General features: G+C 46.7%; 20 protein-coding genes. 4 read left to right on the top strand and 16 right to left on the bottom strand.

Annotated elements, in window-relative coordinates:
• Positions 1-15: 15 nt before the first annotated feature.
• The 9 genes from BW952_RS12240 to BW952_RS12200 form a co-directional block, all read right to left on the bottom strand.
• The gene (locus BW952_RS12240) at positions 16-333 is read right to left on the bottom strand and encodes a YutD family protein (protein ID WP_045851776.1); all 318 of its coding nucleotides are present in this window, start codon (positions 331-333) and stop codon (positions 16-18) included.
• Positions 330-1244, bottom strand: a complete 915-nt coding sequence (lipA, locus tag BW952_RS12235; RefSeq protein WP_045851775.1) for a lipoyl synthase — start codon at positions 1242-1244, stop codon at positions 330-332. The genes BW952_RS12240 and lipA overlap by 4 nt, the downstream gene beginning before the upstream one ends.
• A 126-nt stretch (positions 1245-1370) precedes the next feature.
• A complete protein-coding gene (locus BW952_RS12230) occupies positions 1371-1484 on the bottom strand; it encodes a methionine/alanine import family NSS transporter small subunit (protein ID WP_076496300.1) in 114 nt (37 codons plus the stop codon).
• Complete coding sequence (locus BW952_RS12225; protein ID WP_045851774.1) at positions 1484-2977, bottom strand: sodium-dependent transporter; 1494 nt, start codon at positions 2975-2977, stop codon at positions 1484-1486. The genes BW952_RS12230 and BW952_RS12225 overlap by 1 nt, the downstream gene beginning before the upstream one ends.
• Positions 2978-3151: 174 nt before the next feature.
• Positions 3152-4729, bottom strand: coding sequence for a Na+/H+ antiporter NhaC family protein (locus tag BW952_RS12220; RefSeq protein ID WP_045851773.1), 1578 nt, complete (start codon positions 4727-4729; stop codon positions 3152-3154).
• Between the two features lie 119 nt (positions 4730-4848).
• On the bottom strand, positions 4849-5580 hold the full coding sequence (yunB, locus tag BW952_RS12215; protein ID WP_045851772.1) for a sporulation protein YunB: 732 nt from the start codon (positions 5578-5580) through the stop codon (positions 4849-4851).
• Between the two features lie 40 nt (positions 5581-5620).
• The gene (locus BW952_RS12210) at positions 5621-6979 is read right to left on the bottom strand and encodes a bifunctional metallophosphatase/5'-nucleotidase (RefSeq protein ID WP_045851771.1); all 1359 of its coding nucleotides are present in this window, start codon (positions 6977-6979) and stop codon (positions 5621-5623) included.
• Between the two features lie 13 nt (positions 6980-6992).
• Complete coding sequence (locus BW952_RS12205) at positions 6993-7802, bottom strand: sulfite exporter TauE/SafE family protein (RefSeq protein ID WP_045851770.1); 810 nt, start codon at positions 7800-7802, stop codon at positions 6993-6995.
• A gap of 12 nt (positions 7803-7814) precedes the next feature.
• Positions 7815-8660: a DUF72 domain-containing protein gene (locus BW952_RS12200; protein WP_045851769.1), complete on the bottom strand. Its 846-nt coding sequence runs from the start codon at positions 8658-8660 to the stop codon at positions 7815-7817.
• A gap of 117 nt (positions 8661-8777) precedes the next feature.
• Here BW952_RS12200 and BW952_RS12195 point away from each other — a divergent pair, with 117 nt between their 5' ends.
• From BW952_RS12195 to BW952_RS19895, 4 genes are read left to right on the top strand one after another with little or no spacing between them, the layout of a single operon-like run.
• Positions 8778-10379, top strand: a complete 1602-nt coding sequence (locus BW952_RS12195) for a spore germination protein (RefSeq protein WP_045851768.1) — start codon at positions 8778-8780, stop codon at positions 10377-10379.
• The gene (locus BW952_RS12190) at positions 10369-11583 is read left to right on the top strand and encodes a Ger(x)C family spore germination protein (protein WP_045851767.1); all 1215 of its coding nucleotides are present in this window, start codon (positions 10369-10371) and stop codon (positions 11581-11583) included. Before BW952_RS12195 ends, BW952_RS12190 begins: the two co-directional genes overlap by 11 nt.
• A 17-nt stretch (positions 11584-11600) precedes the next feature.
• A complete protein-coding gene (locus BW952_RS12185; protein ID WP_045851766.1) occupies positions 11601-12707 on the top strand; it encodes a GerAB/ArcD/ProY family transporter in 1107 nt (368 codons plus the stop codon).
• The gene (locus BW952_RS19895) at positions 12704-12940 is read left to right on the top strand and encodes a YczF family membrane protein (protein ID WP_045851765.1); all 237 of its coding nucleotides are present in this window, start codon (positions 12704-12706) and stop codon (positions 12938-12940) included. Before BW952_RS12185 ends, BW952_RS19895 begins: the two co-directional genes overlap by 4 nt.
• A gap of 18 nt (positions 12941-12958) precedes the next feature.
• On the opposite strand, the gene sufB is transcribed toward BW952_RS19895, so the two are convergent.
• From sufB to BW952_RS12150, 7 genes are all read right to left on the bottom strand, one after another.
• The gene (gene sufB / locus BW952_RS12175) at positions 12959-14356 is read right to left on the bottom strand and encodes a Fe-S cluster assembly protein SufB (RefSeq protein WP_045851764.1); all 1398 of its coding nucleotides are present in this window, start codon (positions 14354-14356) and stop codon (positions 12959-12961) included.
• A gap of 69 nt (positions 14357-14425) precedes the next feature.
• The gene (sufU, locus tag BW952_RS12170; RefSeq protein ID WP_045851763.1) at positions 14426-14860 is read right to left on the bottom strand and encodes a Fe-S cluster assembly sulfur transfer protein SufU; all 435 of its coding nucleotides are present in this window, start codon (positions 14858-14860) and stop codon (positions 14426-14428) included.
• Positions 14850-16079, bottom strand: coding sequence for a cysteine desulfurase (locus BW952_RS12165; protein ID WP_045851762.1), 1230 nt, complete (start codon positions 16077-16079; stop codon positions 14850-14852). Before BW952_RS12165 ends, sufU begins: the two co-directional genes overlap by 11 nt.
• Positions 16076-17386 (bottom strand): Fe-S cluster assembly protein SufD, encoded by a 1311-nt coding sequence (gene sufD, locus BW952_RS12160; protein WP_045851761.1) that lies wholly within the window; start codon positions 17384-17386, stop codon positions 16076-16078. Before sufD ends, BW952_RS12165 begins: the two co-directional genes overlap by 4 nt.
• Positions 17387-17402: 16 nt before the next feature.
• Entirely contained in the window at positions 17403-18179 is a 777-nt protein-coding gene (gene sufC, locus BW952_RS12155; protein ID WP_045851760.1) for a Fe-S cluster assembly ATPase SufC, read from the bottom strand.
• 178 nt (positions 18180-18357) lie between these two features.
• The gene (locus BW952_RS19495) at positions 18358-18516 is read right to left on the bottom strand and encodes a YuzK family famiily protein (RefSeq protein ID WP_169714102.1); all 159 of its coding nucleotides are present in this window, start codon (positions 18514-18516) and stop codon (positions 18358-18360) included.
• 303 nt (positions 18517-18819) lie between these two features.
• A complete protein-coding gene (locus tag BW952_RS12150; protein ID WP_045851759.1) occupies positions 18820-19668 on the bottom strand; it encodes a MetQ/NlpA family ABC transporter substrate-binding protein in 849 nt (282 codons plus the stop codon).
• Positions 19669-19693 lie beyond the last annotated feature (25 nt).

The following is a 19693-nucleotide window of genomic DNA, read 5'->3' as shown; positions in this document are numbered from 1 at the left end:
GGTTCGCGCTTTTTGTTACTGTTTTCCTTGCGCTTCTGCCTGCTTTTTGGGGGCGGCGGAAACGGGAAGCTTTTTTAAAATAAAGTAACCGCAGCCGAAGTTGCAGTACTCCAGCAAGTAATCTCTTACCGTTGAAAACTTATTGTCATACGACGACTTTTTATTTGAATCTTCGAAAAAGCCCTTTAACCGAAGCTGGCCGTAGCCCCAGTCACCGACAATGTAATCGTACTTGGACAAAATGTCGCTGTAGCGGGCACGAAACACTTCGTCATTAAAGCCGTCCATCCGCTCTTCCATTATTTCATAGCATTCATTTTGAATCGTGATCATTTCGCCGCCTGCACTTCGCCCTGTTCATGCCGCTTTTTCGCTGCCGCATTCACTTGTTCATCCGCATGGTAGGACGAGCGAACCATCGGGCCTGCTTCACAGTGGCTGAACCCTTTTGACATGGCAATGTCACGAAGCTCCGCGAATTCGTCCGGATGGTAATACTTCTGTACCTTCAAATGTTTTTTCGATGGCTGTAAATATTGGCCAATCGTCATAATATCCACGTTATTCGCCCGCAGGTCATCCATTACTTCAATGATTTCTTCTTTTGTTTCCCCAAGTCCGATCATCAAGCTTGATTTCGTCGGAATCGTTGGCTGCATTTCTTTTGCACGACGTAAAAACTCGAGTGAACGGTCGTATTTCGCACGCGCACGCACACGTGGTGTCAGGCTGCGGACCGTTTCAATATTATGATTTAGAATGTCTGGCTTTGCATCCATGAGCATTTTTAAGTTTTCTTCGATGCCGCCCATATCCGATGGAAGCACCTCAATAGAAGTAAACGGATTTTTGCGGCGAATCGCCCGCACGGTTTCCGCAAACACATACGCTCCGCCGTCTTTTAAGTCATCACGGGCTACTGCCGTCACAACAACGTGCTTTAAATTCATTTGCACGACGGAATCCGCTACGCGTTCCGGCTCTTCTAAATCAAGCTCCGTCGGAAGTCCGGTTTTTACTGCACAAAAACGGCAGGCGCGTGTGCAGACGCTCCCGAGAATCATAAAGGTTGCTGTACGGCGGACCGCCCAGCACTCGTGAATGTTCGGGCATTTTGCTTCTTCACAAACCGTGTGAAGCTGCTTTTCACGCATCATTTTTTTCAAGCCTGTGTAATTTTCGTTCGTGTTCAGCTTTATTTTCAACCATTCCGGTTTACGCAAATATTCTTCTTTCGTGCTCATTTTTCCATCTCCAATCAGCTTACGATATACCGCTACTTTATCATAATTATCATGTGGCGGCAAAAATAGATTTTCATTTCCACACAAAAACCCGGACTGCCTGTTGGCTAGCCCGGGTTTTACACATTATGCTCGTTTCGCTTCTTTTGATTTCTTCACAGCGTGGGCGATGCTTGCGCCAAGGCCGCCCCAGATGATGACAACACCTGTAATCATCATGACAATTGCACCTGTGCTCATTACAATCCCCCCTTGCTACGCTGATCAAATGGCTTCACGATCATTAGAATCACACCAACTACTAAAGCAGCGGCTGCGACAAGCCAGCCATATGTGATTAAAAACGAAGTTGGGTAGTCGCCATATGGTGCTGCAATATTCTGGCGGATGTTGTCAAACATCATGTACGCCAGAACGATTGGCGTTACGAATTTCAAGCAGAATTTCCACCATGCACCAAGGTGAATGTCCGATACAGAATCGGCGTGCTGCTTAAGGGAATCAAGCTCCTTGAACACCCAAACCACTAAAATAACTTCAACAAATCCGGCAAATACAACACCAAATTGATTAATAAAGTAGTCTGTAACATCAAGGAAGTTCAATCCGCCTTTTGTCGCGAATAGAAGTGAAATAATGGCTGCAGCGCCGCCGCCGAATAAAACGGATGCAGTCCGTGAAATGTTAAACTTCTCTTGAAGACCGGCTACAAACGTTTCAACGATCGAGATCAGAGAGGTTAAGCCAGCCAGCGTTAAGGAAGCAAAGAATAAAAATCCGAAAAAGCCGTTGGCCACCGGGAATTCATTAATAATTTGCGGGAATACGGCAAAAGCCAGAATCACGCCGCTTGATACGACTTCATTTACCGGAACGCCTTGCTGCTGAGCCATAAAGCCGAGTGCTGCAAATACGCCAAAACCGGCTAACAGTTCAAAAGATGAATTCGAAAACGCTGTGATAAATGCATTGTTTGTAATGTCCGCTTTTTTCGGTAAATAGCTTGAGTACGTTATCATGATCGCGAAGCCGACAGACAAGCTGAAGAAAATCTGTCCGTATGCGGCCACCCACACTTTTCCGTCCGTAATTTTCGACCAGTCCGGCTGGAAGAATGCATCTAGGCCCTCCAGTGCGCCCGGAAGCGTTAATGCCCGAACTACAACAATCAGGAATAGGACAACGAGAACCGGCAGCATAACCTTTGTGGCCGCTTCAATTCCTTTTTTCACGCCGGAAATTAAGATCCCCAGCGATACAATCCAGATGATGACGAGGGGAAGCAGTACGCCGCCTGCAAAGCCGCCGAATTGTCCGGCATCCACCACCTGCAAATAGTCACCGAGCAAAAAGTCCTGCGGGGCATCTCCCCACGTAAGCTTGAATGAAAAAAATGAGTACGATGTAGCCCATGCGATAATAACCGAATAATACGTGGCGATGACGAACGAGATTGCAAGCTGCCACCAGCCGAGCCATTCCGCTTTTTTGTTCATGCGTGTCATCGTTAATGGCGCGGAACCGCGGTACTTATGCCCCATTGTAAATTCCATGATGAGAAGCGGAATCCCTGCTGTTAAAAGCGCGAATAAGTAGGGAAGGAAAAATGCCCCTCCTCCGTTTTCATAGGCGACTGCCGGGAACCGCCAAATGTTTCCTAAGCCGATCGCGGAGCCTACCGCTGCCATAATAAAGCCGGCACGCGTTCCCCACTGTGGACGATTTTGTTCCATGTATAATGGACCTCCTTAAATTACACGAATGTGCCAAAGTTTTGTATTTTCAGATAACTTCTGAAGACACTCCTTATTATAATATTGTTTAAAATATTCGTAAATATCTTTTTTTATTATTTTCAGAGGATAATATATACATGGCTGTATAAGACGCGGAACAAGCCCGCCTGCTTAAGCAGGCGAGCTTGTTTTTTGGCGTTTTAATAGAATAGCCGCCACACCGAGCAAGAGAAGGGTCACGAGCAGCCCAAACAGCGTGCTGCCTGTGAAGCCGAGAACAAGATACCCTGCTGTTGCACATACAGCGGATACCGCTGCATATGGAATTTGTGTCATCACATGATCGATATGATTGCTTCCCGCCCCTGTTGACGAAAGGATTGTCGTGTCAGAGATCGGCGAGCAATGATCGCCGAATACAGCGCCCGCGAGAACAGCGGCCAAAGCCGGCAGCAGAAGGGAAATATCTGTTGCCGCCGCAATTTCACCAGCGATCGGAAGCAGAATGCCAAATGAGCCCCAGCTTGTGCCGGTTGAGAATGCCATAATGCCTGCAACGATAAATAAAATGGCCGGCAGGAACCCGATGTTCATGTTTGACTGCTCAACAAGACCCGCTAAATACGTGCCCGTTCCAAGCTCGCCGATCAACGCAACAATCGTCCATGCTAAAAATAAAATGTAAACGGCTGGAAGCATTGATTTAATTCCTTCAAATACCCCTTTTTTAAAGACAGACCCTGCTCCTTCAGGGAACACAGAGCCCTGGCGAGCGAAAGAAATAAGCGAAACAACAAAGCCGATTAATCCGCCCCAGAACAGCGATTTGGCTACATCTGTATTTTCAAAAATCGCCATAATGCCTGCTCCCGCACCGGCCGCCTGATAGCCGGTTACCACCATCGCCGTCACGGTACCAATAATCAAAGCAACGATTGGCCAAACGAGACCGCCGACGGTTCCACGGTCACTGACAGGCAGGTCTTCTTTTAATTCACCGGGAATTTCGCGGTCGGTAAACACGACCTCTCCCGTTTGAATCGCATGGTCTTCGTGCTTTTTCATTGCGCCGAAGTCACGGTTTAACAAGGCCACAACAAACACCATGCCAAGCGCGGCCCAGACGTAATAATTCATTGGGATCATTTGCAGGAAAGCTGAAAATGCCGTGACATCCGCTACCTGATGAGCAGCCAAAATGGTGCCGATCAGCCCGATAATGTATGCTCCCCAGCTTGATACAGGTGCCACAACGCAAACTGGTGCGGACGTAGAGTCAATAATGTAAGCAAGCTTTGCCCGGGAAATCCGGTGGCGGTCTGTGATCGGACGCGATACCTGCCCAACCGCCAGCGCATTAAAGTAGTCATCAATGAAAATCAATATGCCAAGAAGTGCCGCCATAACCTGCGCACCTGTACGTGACTTAACGCGTGTCACAGCCCATTCGCCAAAAGCGCGGCTTCCGCCTGAAATGGTGATGAATGCGGTGATGATGCCCAGAATAAGCAGGAAGAAAATGATATATAAATTCCACATACTCCATTCAAATGCTCCATCCGTCACCGTATACACATTGCCAGCCAGGGCTCCCCAGGTGATGGAAAGGGTTTGGCCAACGTTAAAATTGGCGAGAAGCAGCGCAGCAGATAATATCCCTACACCAAGGGACAGAAGCACCCTGCGCGTTAGAACCACCATTACAATCGCCAAAAAAGGCGGCAACAGTGAAAAAATCGTATTTTCCAAAATCGTCTCTCCTTCTAATGAATTGCACAAAAAAAGCAATGACTTGTTTCACTTCATTGCTATTGCACGATAGATTCGCTACCATCTTATCAAAAAAACCGAACATTATCCATACTCTTTTATTTTGCCGGAATCCCGACAGAATCAGGATTATAATAATTAGGCACAGTTCCATGCACGAGACCCATGGCGACCGGCAATGTCTGCTTGACCACCTTCATATCAGAAGCAAACGGCACAATAACCTGCACGTTCACCTCCAGTTCAATGTACACCTCCACATAAGCAGAATTAATGCCGAATGGCTCAACCTTCGTTTCCACATTGGATGTTACGTCTCCTATCGCATGAAAGCGGATCGGGATGCGGGGCCCGATATTACCGAGAATGGCATTGTTCGTAATTTGTCCGAGCGGAATGGTGTAAGCAATGCCATCCCCTTGTGCCGTTCGTTTAGCATCGATATCGACCCCAGATAATTTCTCCAGCTCTCTTAAATCCCCCGCTTCTGCCTGGTCGAGATTTTCCTCTGCAAGATCGGTTACTTCTGCAAGCACTTTGTTAATCACTTGTGTATTAAAGGAAGTGGACCCGCCTTCTCCTCCTTCCGTGATCATAATGTCTTTTATATCAAGGTTTTCTGTGATCTCCCGGCTAATCGCTTTTTGCAGCACCATCGAGGCAATTTTTTCGGTTTGGGCATCTGCATAATTTAACAAAACCGGCTGAAGATTCCGGTTGATCAGCCAAAAAAGAAAGATGACGCCAAGAACAAACAAAAGGAACGCTGTCACAAGCCGGTGGCGCATAGACATCTGCGATCTGCTGCGCCATTTTCTCCGCCGCCGCATAAAAAAACCTCCTTTCCGCAGTATATGCGGAGAAGAAGGTTTATTGCTGCAAAAGCTTCCATTCCATCAGATCACGTAAAAATTCAGGCATAAAATAACGCTTGGAGCGGGCTCTATGAAGCTCAACAAAGTAATGTCCGTACGTAAACATATCAAGCGTCGCCAGCTTGTATGTCTTTTTTAACTCGATCGCCTCTCCGTTGATTAAAAAGTGCGGGCCGTTCATTTTGATTCGGTCATACACAAACCGGCCCATTACACTGCCGCGAAAGCCCAGCCCTTTGACTTGCAGATGAGGCCATTTTTCGTCACGCGTCTGGCGAAGCACTTCGGAAAGCTCCGCACCGGTCAACTCAATTAAACACGGGTTGATTGGATGCGGCAGCAGCTTATGCAAGTCATACTTCGTTACGTTTCCGGCCGGCAAATGGCCGAGAACAACGCCCGCATTTAAAAACGAGCAGTCGGCCTGGCACCAGTCTGTCAAGGCTTCTGTCAGCATTTGCGGCAGCGGCGACGGATCAAACCAATGGCTTTCAATCGGCTTGTCCAAATGAACGACTGGGACGGACAGCGCTTGTCTGCCTCGCTCTTCAATTCGTTCCTGCTGTTCCTGCTCATCTTGAGGGGGCTTCAGAGAGCGGTTCGTTTCAAAAACGCGTGCCCGCTTCGCCACAACACGGCCGCTTTCCACGTCGAGATCCAGTTCCACGTGTCCGGCGAAGTAGCCGTACTTTCCCGCTGCGGCAAGCAAAGTGCCGTTCACCATTTTGCCTTCATGAAACACATGATGTGTATGTCCGCCAAGGATCACGTCGGCCTCGGTTTCTTCAGCCAGCTTTTCATCATCGTACATGCCCAGATGCGACAGGACAATGACAATGTCTGCTCTCTTTTTCAGCATCGCAATCTGCTTTTTCAGTTCATCGACCGGCAGTGTTACACACCAGTCAAGCAGCTCATAAAATGCGGTATATTGAGCCGTGGCAGAGGTAACGGCAATCGTTGTATCCCCCGCCTGGAAAAACGTATGCGGCACAAGCCAGTCCGGGCGCGTTTCGCCGTTTTTCTCGAACAGATTAGCGCAGACAACGGGGAATGAAGCATGCTCATACAGCCTGTTTAACGCTTCACGGGGCATCGTAATGCCTTCATTGTTGCCGATGGCTACTGCATGAAATTGTGACTCATTCAGCAGGTCAATATTATACGTGCCTAGCGTTCCTTCCGTAAGAGGATGCGCCCGGTCCACGTGATCACCGATATCAAACGCAAAGGAATACTCTCCCGCCTCGTCATGAAGACGTCGGCGCTCCTTTATAAAATGAGCAATTCTTGGCCAGTTTTCAAAATGGCTGTGTAAATCATTCGTATGATAAATATGTATCGTCTTTTTCATTTTCACTCCACCTTTAATGAATGCCTTGCCAAATAAGGCGGACTCCGACCAAAATCAAGACGAGACGAAGCAGCAGCACCACCGTTTTCGAAGCCATTCGCGCATTCAGCCAGGCACCGAGCTTGGCGCCGAACCACGCGCCCGGCACGAGAGCCGCCGCATACAACCACTCTACATTCCCAAGAGCCACGTGGGTCACGCTTGACACGCAGGCAGACAAAAAGATGAGAAGCATGGAGGTCGCGACCGCCACGTGCGGCGGCACAGCAAACAGCATAATCATCGCCGGCACCATAAGCGACCCTCCGCCAATTCCAAACAGTCCCCCGAAAAACCCGACCGTAAATGAAGCTGCGGTGCCTGTCACCGGTTCAATCGCGTACGTATGTGTGCCCTCGCTGTCGACAAATGTCCTCGCTATTCCACGTGCTCCAAACACGGGTTTTGCCCGGCTTTTCAGCATTAGAACGAAGGACATCAGCACCATAAACAAGCCGAAATATAAGCTGAATTGATCGACATTCAACCCTTTGTTCGCCCAGGCACCCAGAATACTTCCCGGAGCGCTGCCGATAAACAATATAAGCCCCAGCCGGTAATCCACTTTTTTCTGCTTCATGTAAGCCAGTGTCGACGACAAACCGGTCACGATTAAAATAACAGAGGACGTGCCGACTGCTATTTGCGGGGAAACGTTCGCAAGAAGCGCTGTGCCGCCTAAAAAAAGCAGGGCCGGCACGATGATAATGCCGCCTCCAAGACCGACAAGCGAGCCGGTAATCGCCGCTGCCAGACCTACTCCAAGTAAGATCACCCATTCCATCGGCCAGGCCTCCTAAAATAAATCCAGCTGGCGGGAAGCCAGGTTGTCGTACTGAATACCGGCCAGGTTTACATATTGCTTGGCATTATCCGCCGCATCTCCGCCGGAATTGTTGTTAAACAGGACATACACATCTTTCGACTGCTTCTGAAGTTCAGCGGTAAAATCCATCCACTGGCGCAGCTCATGTTCATTGTATCGGTACAAGTACCGGACTTCGCGCCAATTTTTTTGGCCGTTTTTCCGCCAGCCCGCCCGGTTGCGGCCGTGGAGGCGAACCAGCGTTTTTTCTTTATTCGTTGCCTGCAGCACGATCGGAATCGATCCATCACCTGCCTGAGGTTCATCACAAACAGTGTGAATCCAGTCCTCCTGCTCTAAAAAAGAAAGGGTTTTATCTATATACTTCGCTTGATACCACGTCTGATTGCGGAATTCGATCGCCAGCGGAACCGGCCCCATCTGTTCCTTGCAGTACCGGATGTATGTCACATTCTCCCTCGTGCAGTCAAACCACGGCGGAAATTGAAACAAAACCATCGCAAGCTTGCCCGCTTCCACCATTGGCGTTAAAGACAGATTAAAAGCGTGAAACATGTCTTCTTTTGAATCAAACGGAATGTCTCCTCGTTCATGGCCCGTCATTCCTTGAAACGCTTTAACCACAAACCGGAAATCCTCAGGTGTTTCGTCTGTCCATTTGCGCATATTGCGTTCAGGCTGCACAGCGTAAAAGGTTGAATCGACTTCAACCGTCGGAAAATGAGCCGCATATTCCGTTAATTTATCCCGGGAAGCGACCCCTTGTGTATACAGTGTGTCATGATCTCCCCAGCCTGTTACCCCAGTCCAAATCATCCGTATCACCTCGTAGTATGAGTGTAGCATATTTAGTCAGATTGTGTGAATCTTGAAATCTTCTGTTTTAAATCTCGCCAATATGGTGAGAATGGTTGAAAAAAAGGAGAACGGAAGATGAAATCATTTTTCAAACGAAGAAAGACAGCTGTCCGTGCAAAACAATCATCGGGGAGTGAAGATTTGATCCCTTCTTCTTTGTCTGCAAACCTGGATACAATCCGGCAAAAAACCGGCTACAGCCCTGACATTATTATCCGAACACTTTCTATCGGCCATTATAAAGCAGCTGTTGTTTACACAGATGGATTGATTGATTCCGTTCCGATTCAGGAAAGCCTGCTCGAGCCATTGCTGAAGCATGAAGCCCTGCCAAAACCACTTCCGCCGGATGAAGCACTTCCCATCATCGCAAGGCAGAGCATCGCCCTCGGGAGCATTCAATTCACTAAAAAGTATGAGGAAGCGATTCTGGCTGTTGTGGGCGGTGATGCTGTTCTTTTTATGGACGGCACGTCAACAGCAGTCATCACGGATGTGAAGGGCGGAGAAAGGCGCAGCATTCAGGAAGCATCAACTCAAGTATCCGTACGCGGCCCCAAGGAAGGGTTTACCGAATCAATGGCAACGAACATCGCTTTAATCCGGCGCATGATTCACAATCCAAACGTATGGGTGGAAACAATGAAAGTCGGCAAGCAAACGAAAACAGATGTAGCCGTTATGTACATAAACGGTCTCGTCAGTGAGGAAGTGCTGGGAGAAGTACGCAGAAGGCTTAAAAAAATTAACATGGACGGTGTCCTCGAATCAGGATATGTTGAACAGCTTATTGAAGATGAAACGTTTACGCCCTTTCCTACGATTATCAACACTGAACGACCGGACATTGTCACCGCGAACCTTCTTGAAGGCCGGGTAGCCATCATTGTGAATGGCACTCCCTTCGTTCTTCTGGCACCGGCCGTTTTTGTTCAGTTTTTTCAGTCGGCAGAAGATTACTATTCCCGGTTCGATATCGCAACGGCAATCCGGATGCTGCGTGTTCTCGTTTTCCTTATCTCATTAATAGGACCCGCCGTTTATATTGCTGCTACGACCTTTCATCAAGAGATGATCCCAACCGGTCTTTTAATCATTGTCGCTGCACAGCGGGATAACGTTCCTTTTCCCGCATTTGTTGAAGCACTCATTATGGAAATCACATTTGAGATTTTGAGAGAAGCAGGCGTGCGGATGCCGAAAGCAATCGGCTCTACTGTCTCGATTGTTGGTGCCCTTGTCATCGGACAAGCCGCCGTTCAGGCAGGCATTGTGTCGCCAGCGATGGTCATTATCGTCTCCATTACGGCGATTACGAGTTTTGCGACCCCATCTTATTCAATCGCCATGTCTGCGCGGCTCCTGCGCTTTTTATTCATGGGAGCAGCTGCTTCTTTTGGCTTTTACGGCGTCGCCCTCATTTTCATGGCCATGATTGTTCATTTGTGCAGCCTTCGCTCATTCGGTGTTCCATATATGTCACCGCTTGCGCCTTTTATTGCGAAAAATGTGGGCGACACCTTTATCCGGCTGCCCCTTTTATTTTCCAAAAACCGCCCTCGGCTTTTTGGACACAGCAATCCAACGCGAAGTGAACGTGGACAAGAATACGATCACTCTGTTCCTAAAGGCATGGTCAACAAGAAAACAGTGGAAGGAGAAACCAATGAAACGTAATCTGATCATGAGCTTGATCCTGGCCGCTGCTTCTTTTTTACTCGCCGGCTGCTGGGACAAGAGAGAACTGACGGACCTGGCGATTGTGTCAGCGCTAGGGCTCGATATCACTGAAAGCGGTCAGTATGTAGGCACCTTTCAAATCGTGATTCCAAGCAATGTGGCAAGCGGTCTCCAGGGCGGCGGCGGCGAAAACCTGCCCATTGCCGTTTATAAAGCGGAAGCAGATAACTTGATAGACCTGCATGGACAATTATCCGGAAAAATTTCACGGCAGCCGTATTATGCTCATACAAATGTCATTGTCATTAGCGAAAAGTTAGCAGCTGAAGAAGGCATTGCCGCTGTTTTTGACGGAATTGATCGTGGCATAGAATTTCGTAATACGACAAAGGTGGTCATTGCTCGCGGTGAAAAAGCAGAGATGGTTGTTCAGACGTTAACAGGCATCGATAAGCTGCCTTCCGAAAAAATCATAAAAATGATTTCTTTAAATGAACTCATACAGGGCGAGCATTTTAATACGAGAGTTCACGATGTGATCCATACTCTTGTTTCACCAGGATCAGAACCATTGATCAGCGGCGTCTCCCTGAAAGGCAGCGCAGAAGATGGCAATAAACAGGAAAACCTTCAATCCGCTCAGCTTGAAACAGCTCCATACGCAAATGGAATGGCTGTTTTCAAAAAGGATAAATTAATCGGCTGGCTTGATGATGACCTGGCAAGAGGAACGACCTGGACAATGGATAAATTACTATCAACTAACTTGAATCTCGACTGGAAGGATCAAAAAAATGCCATCGCATTTCAAGTCTCACGTCAACAAACGGAGGTGCGTGTTGACATAAAACATGAAAAGCCTGTTATTTCTATCCATGTTCAAGCAGAAGGAGACATTATGGAAGTAAAGCAGGCCATTAGCTTAAACGATCCCCACGTTCTCGCAGATATCGAAAAAGAAATGAATAAAGTCATCGAGCAGGACATCCTCCATTCCGTCCAAAAAGTGCAGCAGTATCATGCAGATGTATTTGGCTTCGGGGAAGCGGTTCATCGAAAAGACCCCACCTACTGGAATAAAGTCAAAAAAACATGGGATGATGAAATGTTTCCTTCGCTTACTGTTCAAGTGAATGCGGAATCGTTTGTACGCCGGACGGGCTTGCGAAATAAATCCTATTGGTCATCAATTGACTCATAAGAAGGAGCGTCTGCACGATGGAAAAAGCAAAAATCAGTGCTTTTCAATTATTTGTTATGATCGCTTTATTTGAATTCGGAAGTGCAATTTTAATTCCGCTCGCCATAGGAGCAAAACAGGATGCATGGCTTTCGATTGTCATGGGCATGGTGGGCGGATTTCTTCTGTTTTTCATTTACTACCGTCTCTACCTTTATTACCCTGACATGCTGCCCACCGGTTATGTACAGAAAATAATCGGGCGTATCCCAGGAAAAATGCTTGCTTTCCTGTACATGATTTACTTTATCTATTTAGCTTCTCGAGACCTTCGAGATTTTGGCGCCATGCTTGTGACCTCGACCTATCCGGATTCACCTTTATTTGTCGTCAATGCCCTGCTGATGCTTTTGGTCATTTATACCCTTCGATTCGGGATTGAGGTTTTAGCCCGTACAGGTGAATTGCTTTTCTTTTTATTTTTACTAATTACAGTGAGCGCTTTAGTTTTAATCAGTTCTTCCGGTCTCATTGATTTCAGACAGCTGCAGCCGGTTTTAGAGAACGGATTTTATGCCGTATTCAAAACCGTCTATATGGAAACGCTCTACGTGCCCTTTGGTGAAGCCATTGTCTTTACGATGATTTTTCCTTATTTAAATGAACGAAAAAAGCTAAAGCGGGTGTATATATCCGCGATGACGCTAAGCGGCCTTTCTCTCGCCTTCGCGATGATAATCAATGTAAGTGTTCTTGGCGTTGATTTAACGAGCCGCTCTCAGTTCCCTATCCTTTCTACTATCCAAATGATTGAGCTCGCTGAGTTTCTTGAAAGACTGGACGTGTATTTTTTACTTGTTTTGATTATTGGTATTTTCTTCAAGCTCAGTCTTTATTTTTATGTGGCCGCTTCCGGAATTGCTGATCTTTTTCAGGTGAAGGAGCCTTCTCAGCTTATTTACCCAATGGGAATCATTATTTTGCTTTCTTCCATTTCCATCGCCGGAAGCTATGCTGAACATATCGAAGAAGGACTGAAGCTTGCGACCATCTATGTACAGCTTCCTGTACAAGTAGTGATACCAGCTGTTTTGCTGATTATCGCATTTTTTAAAAATAAAAAAACGAAGGCACTGCCCGCATGAAAATCATCGGAATTGCATTACTCATCAGCCTTTTTCTTTTCGCACTGATTTTCGGCATGGACCTGTTATTGAAGTTCGATGTTAAAACGTCGATTGCTGCGATATTAACACCTATACAAATTATAGGCCCGGTAGAAATTGGCCTATTAACGATTTTCATTTTTTTCTTTTTTGCCCTTCCATTGTTTCATGAATACAAAAAGAAAAAGAACAAAAAAAAGCCCGCAGAATAATCTGCAGGCTTTTGCTTATCAACCGATTGACCCTTCCATTTCGAACTTGATCAATCTATTCATTTCAACGGCGTATTCCATTGGCAGTTCTTTTGTAAACGGCTCAATAAAGCCCATGACGATCATTTCTGTTGCTTCTTCTTCTGAAATGCCACGGCTCATCAAGTAGAACAATTGCTCTTCTGATACCTTTGATACTTTCGCTTCGTGTTCAAGCGAGATGTTGTCGTTTAAGATTTCGTTGTATGGAATGGTATCAGATGTTGATTTGTTATCCATAATGAGCGTATCGCACTCGATGTTTGAACGGGCGCCTTCCGCTTTGCGTCCGAAATGGACGATGCCGCGGTATGTGACTTTCCCGCCTTGTTTTGAGATTGATTTTGACACGATGGTTGACGATGTATTCGGCGCTAAATGAATCATTTTTGCACCGGCGTCCTGATGCTGTCCTTTGCCGGCAAGAGCGATGGACAATGTCATGCCGCGCGCACCTTCACCTTTTAAGATAACAGCCGGGTATTTCATCGTCAGCTTGGAACCAATGTTGCCATCTACCCATTCCATCGTTGCGTTTGCTTCACATACGGCACGCTTCGTAACCAGGTTAAATACGTTGTTTGCCCAGTTTTGAATCGTCGTATAACGGCAATAAGCGCCTTCCGCGATGTAAATTTCAACAACTGCGGAGTGAAGAGAGTTGGTTGTGTAAACCGGAGCTGTACAGCCTTCAACGTAATGAACACTTGCGTCTTTATCGACGATGATCAATGTACGCTCAAATTGCCCCATGTTTTCTGAGTTAATACGGAAATACGCTTGCAGCGGTGTATCCACTTTTACGCCTGGCGGTACGTAAATAAACGAGCCGCCTGACCAAACAGCTGAGTTTAGCGCTGAGAACTTGTTATCCGTTGGCGGAATAACTGTTGCCCAGTGCTTTCTAAAGATTTCTTCGTTTTCTTTTAATGCAGAATCGGTATCTTTAAACACGATGCCCATTTCTTCCAAGTCTTCTTTCATGTTGTGATACACAACTTCAGACTCGTACTGAGCGGATACACCGGCTAAATATTTTTGCTCTGCTTCAGGGATACCAAGCTTATCAAATGTTTGCTTGATTTCTTCTGGTACTTCATCCCACGATTTCTCTGAACGTTCAGATGGCTTTACGTAGTACGTAATTTCATCGAAGTTCAAAGAAGACATGTCGCCGCCCCACTGCGGCATCGGCATTTTGTAAAAATGCTCCAATGATTTTAAGCGGAAGTCGAGCATCCACTGCGGTTCTTCTTTCATTTTGGAAATTTCTTTTACGATCTCAGGCGTTAACCCACGCTCTGAACGGAAAATCGAGACGTCACGGTCATGGAAGCCATATTTGTAATCGCCGATTTCAGGGGCTTTTTTAGCCATGCTGCATTCCTCCTGTTAGAACAGAATGGCGGCAAACGATTGTTTCCGCCCATTCTGCTTTGTATTCATTTATTGTTCGTCCTGAAGCCCTTTTTCCATCGCTTTCCACGATAACGTCGCGCATTTAATGCGGGCAGGAAATTTGGCCACTCCCTGCAAGGCTTCAATATCATCAAGGTCTACATCATCCGGATAGTCATTGCCAAGCATCATTTCCGAAAAAACGTGCGACAGCTTCATCGCGTGATCCATGTCTTTTCCTTTGATGGCCTGTGTCATCATGGAAGCGGATGCCATGGAGATTGAGCAGCCTTCGCCGTCAAATTTCGCGTCTGTGACAATCCCATCTTCTACCTTCATCGTTAAATGAATGCGGTCACCGCACGTCGGGTTGTTCATGTCGACGGTCACACTGCCGTCTTCAATGGCGCCCTTGTTGCGCGGATTTTTATAATGATCCATAATCACCTGGCGATACAGCTGATCCAAATTATTAAAAGACATCTGAGAAATACTCCTTCGTTTTTAACAAACTGGCGGCAAGTCTGTCGATATCTTCTTCCGTGTTATACACATAAAAGCTTGCGCGTGCTGTAGCAGATACGTCGAGCCATTTCATAAGCGGCTGTGCACAATGATGGCCGGCACGGACTGCAATGCCTTCTGCGTCAAGAACAGTGGCCACGTCATGCGGATGAACATCATCCAGGTTAAACGTGATCACGCCCGCACGGTCACTGCCGTTCGGCGGGCCGTAAATTGAAAAGCCTTCGATTGCCGACAGCTTTTCCAGTGCATAGGCAGCGAGCTTATGCTCATGCTGCTCGATCGCATCGAGCCCGATCTCATTTAGAAAATCAATCGCTGCGCCAAGACCGACAGCGCCTGCGATGATTGGGGTGCCGCCTTCAAATTTCCACGGAAGCTCTTTCCATGTCGATTCATACAGGCCGACGAAATCAATCATTTCGCCGCCAAATTCAACCGGCTCCATCTTCTCTAAAAGAGCCTGTTTCCCATATAATACCCCGATTCCAGTCGGTCCGCACATTTTATGGCCGGAAAAAGCGAAAAAGTCGCAGTCCAGCTTTTGAACGTCAATCGCTAAATGCGGTGCCGCCTGTGCCCCATCTACTACCATCACCGCTCCATTTTCGTGAGCGATTTTCGTGATGTCTTCAATCGGATTAATCGTGCCAAGTACATTTGACACCATCATGACGGATACAATCTTCGTCTTGGATGTGACGGTTTCCCGCACATCTTCAATGGAAATCGTTCCATCCGGCTGAAGTGGGATGTATTTTAAAACCGCACCTTTTTGTTTGGCGAGCTGCTGCCACGGAATAATATTGGAGTGGTGCTCCATGTACGTGATCACAATTTCATCGCCTTCTTGCACATTGGCGCCGCCGTAGCTTTGTGCAACCAGATTCAGCGCTGTTGTTGTTCCACGCAAGAAAACAATTTCCTTCATGGAAGCAGCGTTGATGAAGGAACGCACTTTATCGCGCGCGCCTTCATATAAATCCGTTGCCCGGTTGCCCAGTGTATGAACGCCCCGGTGAACGTTTGAGTTGTGTTTTTGATAATACTCATTGACCGCTTCAATTACTTGAACCGGTTTTTGAGACGTTGCCGCGCTATCAAGGTAAACAAGTGGATGACCATTTACTTCTTGATCGAGAATCGGAAAATACTTTCTCAATTCTGCTGCGTTCATTGGCGAACTTTCCTTTCAATGACACCTGTTAACTGTTTTTTTACGTTTTCAATTGGCAGCTTGTTCACAACAGGGGCTAAGAATCCGTGAATAACGAGACGTTCTGCTTCCTGCTGCGAAATACCGCGGCTCATTAAATAATAAAGCTGAAGCGGATCAACCCGTCCAACAGATGCCGCGTGGCCCGCTGTAACATCATCCTCATCAATTAGGAGAATCGGATTGGCATCGCCGCGTGCTTTTTCACTCAGCATCAGTACACGAGACTCCTGCTCGGCATTCGACTTGGACGCGCCATGCTCGATCTTGCCGATGCCGTTAAAGATCGATTTTGCTTCGTCCTTCATAACGCCGTGTTTTAAGATGTAGCCTTCTGTGTGCTTTCCGAAATGAACGACTTTTGTTGTGAAGTTTTGAGACTGCTTGCCCCGTCCAACGACCACCATTTTTGTGTCCGCAAACGAACCGTCACCGATTAAATTCGTGACATTTTCAGAAACAGTATTGCCATCGTTCATCATGCCAAGCGACCACTCAAGACGTGCATTTGGCGCCGTAATTCCGCGGCGGTTCACATACGTCGTTGTGTTTTCACCGAGTGTATCTACCGCTCCATATGAGACTTGTGAATTATCGCCCGCGATCACTTCTGTAATGATATTAACCACACTTTGCTCTGTTTCCACTGTGGAAATGTAGTTTTCTACGTATGTGACAGAGCTGTTTGCTTCAGCAGCCACAATTACATGGTTGAAAAGCGCTGCCTGTGCATCGTCATGAATAAAAACAGCTTGCACCGGTTTTTTGATCTCGACGTTTTTTGGTACGTATAAGAAAACACCGCCGTTCACAAGGGCTGCATGAAGAGCTGTTAATTTATGCTCATCCGCTTTGACGACTTGCTGCATAAAGTATTTTTGGAAAAGGTCGCTATGCTCTTTTGCAGCTGTCGCAAAATCAGTGAAAATAACGCCCGCTTCCTTTAACTCATTCGAAAGCTTTAAAATAGCCGGTGTGCTGTTGCGCTGTACGTATACATTTTGCTCGTCATGTTCTTCACCGATCACCGCCTGCGCCGATTCCGGCAGTTCAGAAATCGTGCTAAACGTAGCACTTTTTGCGTCATGTGCACCAAATTCCGTGAAGTTCCATTTATCAATTTTCGTTTTATCCGGCTTCGGAAGCGGAAGATCCTCCACTTTGCTGAACGCATCCAGACGAACGTTCAATAGCCATTCTGGTTCATTGTTTGCAGCTGAGAAATCACGGATTGCGGATTCGTCAACTGACCATTTTGTTTCCGTCATGTTTGTTCCTCCTCGATTACTGTACCGTTTCGTCTTCGATGCCAAGTTCCTGCTTGATCCAGTCGTAGCCTTCAGCTTCAAGGCGCTCCGCCAGCTCTGCTCCGCCGGATTTAACGATTTTGCCCTGCATCATCACATGAACGTGATCAGGTGTAATGTAGTTCAATAGACGCTGGTAGTGAGTAATCATCAGGCAGCCAAACTCTTCGTTGCGCATTTTGTTGATTCCCTTTGATACCACTTTAAGCGCATCGATATCAAGGCCGGAATCAATTTCATCCAGGATCGCAATTTTCGGTTCAATGGTCATCAATTGAAGAATCTCGTTGCGTTTTTTCTCACCGCCTGAGAAGCCTTCGTTTAAGTAGCGCTGTGCCATGTCTTGATCCATTTCAAGCATATCCATGTTTGAATCCATTTGACGGATAAATTTCATGAGTGAAATTTCATCGCCTTCCTCACGGCGGGCGTTGACAGCTGAACGAAGAAATTCAGCGTTTGTGACGCCTGTGATTTCGCTCGGGTACTGCATCGCAAGGAACAGGCCTGCACGTGCACGCTCGTCTACTTCCATTTCAAGAACGTCTTCCCCGTCGAGTGTAATAGAGCCTTGTGTTACTTCATATTTAGGGTGCCCCATGATAGCGGAAGAAAGCGTGGATTTACCCGTTCCGTTTGGACCCATGATCGCATGGAATTCGCCGCCTTTAATTTCAAGGTTGACCCCTTTTAAAATTTCTTTCCCGTCGATTGCGACGTGAAGATCTTTAATCGTTAACGTAGATTGTGCCATTAATTAACCCTCCGTATTCATCGGCTGAGACGACCGATTATGTCTATTCTCAATTTATTCTCATTACAATCTTATAACAAATGAAATTTATATTCAACCGTAGAAACCGGTTACTTTCCGTATTCTCAAATAAAAGAAGAAAAACCGGCTTTTCGGCCGGCTTCCCTTCTTTTCACTATTAAATATGATTCGTAAAGTTACGGTTCACGTCAGCAGCCATCTGCTGTGACTTCTGATAGTCCTTCTCGCGCTGCTGCTCAACTTCCATTCTCACTTCGTGCTTCTGGTTGTACTCCGCATAGCCGACACCATAATTGGCGTGCATCGCTTTTTCCATACCTTCTGTGTGCTTCATATCAAGTGAGTTACTAATGGGGAATCAATCCTTTTCGTTTTTTTTTGGAAACTGAATCTTCCACGGTTAATGGTAACAAGTTCAGCCAGGAGTCGCAAAAGCCGTCTCATAGCCTCTCTCCCGCTCACACGATGTGAGCTCCTGATTACTCTCATATAATACCCGTATCTCACAATTTAAACCTCATACGGCCAAATTCGCAATTATTCGAAAATACAATCTTCAAGAAAAGCGGCATTATATTAAAAAGCCTGACGCTCACTGGTCGCCAGGCTTTCCCATTTGTTATTCAGTTACAGGTACGACAGCACCCTGCCATTCCTCTGTGATAAAGTCTTGAATTTCTTGTGATTTTAATACGTCCACAAGCGCCTTGATTTTTTCTGCGTCTTCATCCCCTGAACGTGTCACGATCAAGTTGGCGTAAGGTGAGTCCGTTCCTTCAATAGCGATAGAATCCTCTGTTGGGCTGATGCCGGCGTCAATTGCGTAGTTTGAATTGATCACGACCGCATCCCCTTCGCCGTTTTCATAAAGCTGCGTTAAAAGAGCAGGCTCGTAATCGTAATCAAACTTGATGTTTTTCGGGTTTTCCGCGATGTCTTCAAGTGATGCCTGTGTTTTGTCGATGCCGTCTTTAATCGTAATTAAGCCTTCCGCTTCTAGAATCATTAAAATGCGTCCATGCTCTGCTACCGAATTGCTCAAAATAATCGTCGCACCGTCTGGAAGCTCGTCTAAGCTTTTGTATTTTTGCGAATAAACAGCCATTGGCTCGATATGAATCGCGCCGGCGTTTTCGAAATCATAGCCTTGCTCTTTTTCCTGCAGCTCGAGGTACGGAAGATGCTGGAAGTAATTCGCATCCAAATCGCCTTCTTCAAGCGCTGTGTTTGGCAGCACGTAGTCCTGGAATGTTTCAATTTGCAAATCGTAGCCCTGTTCTTCTAACAGTGGCTGCGCTTCTTCTAAAATAACCGCATGCGGCGTGTTAGACGCGCCGACAACAATCGTTTTGTCTTCTTCTGACGAACCGGAATCCGTTGCTGTATCGGATGATTCATCTCCGCCGCCGCATGCAGCGAGAGCGAGTACACTTCCTGTTGCAAATACACTTAAAAGCCATTTTTTCATTTTGACATTCCTCCTGAAATAAAAT

The sequence above is a fragment of the Domibacillus enclensis genome, assembly GCF_900156125.1.
Classification (GTDB): Bacteria; Bacillota; Bacilli; order Bacillales; family Domibacillaceae; genus Domibacillus; species Domibacillus enclensis.
The sequence above is the reverse complement of the archived record's forward strand: the minus strand, read 5'-3'. Positions and strand labels throughout refer to the sequence as shown.

What these genes read in the sequence shown, in the direction of transcription:
- BW952_RS12205 (WP_045851770.1), bottom strand. Translation starts at nt 7,802, where the DNA reads ATGGAATGGGTGATCTTACTTGGAGTAGGTCTGGCAGCGGCGATTACC.
- BW952_RS12225 (WP_045851774.1), bottom strand. Translation starts at nt 2,977, where the DNA reads ATGGAACAAAATCGTCCACAGTGGGGAACGCGTGCCGGCTTTATTATG.
- BW952_RS19495 (WP_169714102.1), bottom strand. Translation starts at nt 18,516, where the DNA reads ATGGAAAAAGCGATGCACGCCAATTATGGTGTCGGCTATGCGGAGTAC.
- BW952_RS12210 (WP_045851771.1), bottom strand. Translation starts at nt 6,979, where the DNA reads ATGAAAAAGACGATACATATTTATCATACGAATGATTTACACAGCCAT.
- BW952_RS19895 (WP_045851765.1), top strand. Translation starts at nt 12,704, where the DNA reads ATGAAAATCATCGGAATTGCATTACTCATCAGCCTTTTTCTTTTCGCA.
- sufB (WP_045851764.1), bottom strand. Translation starts at nt 14,356, where the DNA reads ATGGCTAAAAAAGCCCCTGAAATCGGCGATTACAAATATGGCTTCCAT.
- yunB (WP_045851772.1), bottom strand. Translation starts at nt 5,580, where the DNA reads ATGCGGCGGCGGAGAAAATGGCGCAGCAGATCGCAGATGTCTATGCGC.
- BW952_RS12195 (WP_045851768.1), top strand. Translation starts at nt 8,778, where the DNA reads ATGAAATCATTTTTCAAACGAAGAAAGACAGCTGTCCGTGCAAAACAA.
- sufD (WP_045851761.1), bottom strand. Translation starts at nt 17,386, where the DNA reads ATGACGGAAACAAAATGGTCAGTTGACGAATCCGCAATCCGTGATTTC.
- BW952_RS12165 (WP_045851762.1), bottom strand. Translation starts at nt 16,079, where the DNA reads ATGAACGCAGCAGAATTGAGAAAGTATTTTCCGATTCTCGATCAAGAA.
- BW952_RS12185 (WP_045851766.1), top strand. Translation starts at nt 11,601, where the DNA reads ATGGAAAAAGCAAAAATCAGTGCTTTTCAATTATTTGTTATGATCGCT.
- lipA (WP_045851775.1), bottom strand. Translation starts at nt 1,244, where the DNA reads ATGAGCACGAAAGAAGAATATTTGCGTAAACCGGAATGGTTGAAAATA.
- BW952_RS12240 (WP_045851776.1), bottom strand. Translation starts at nt 333, where the DNA reads ATGATCACGATTCAAAATGAATGCTATGAAATAATGGAAGAGCGGATG.
- sufU (WP_045851763.1), bottom strand. Translation starts at nt 14,860, where the DNA reads ATGTCTTTTAATAATTTGGATCAGCTGTATCGCCAGGTGATTATGGAT.
- BW952_RS12200 (WP_045851769.1), bottom strand. Translation starts at nt 8,660, where the DNA reads ATGATTTGGACTGGGGTAACAGGCTGGGGAGATCATGACACACTGTAT.
- BW952_RS12190 (WP_045851767.1), top strand. Translation starts at nt 10,369, where the DNA reads ATGAAACGTAATCTGATCATGAGCTTGATCCTGGCCGCTGCTTCTTTT.
- BW952_RS12230 (WP_076496300.1), bottom strand. Translation starts at nt 1,484, where the DNA reads ATGAGCACAGGTGCAATTGTCATGATGATTACAGGTGTTGTCATCATC.
- sufC (WP_045851760.1), bottom strand. Translation starts at nt 18,179, where the DNA reads ATGGCACAATCTACGTTAACGATTAAAGATCTTCACGTCGCAATCGAC.
- BW952_RS12150 (WP_045851759.1), bottom strand. Translation starts at nt 19,668, where the DNA reads ATGAAAAAATGGCTTTTAAGTGTATTTGCAACAGGAAGTGTACTCGCT.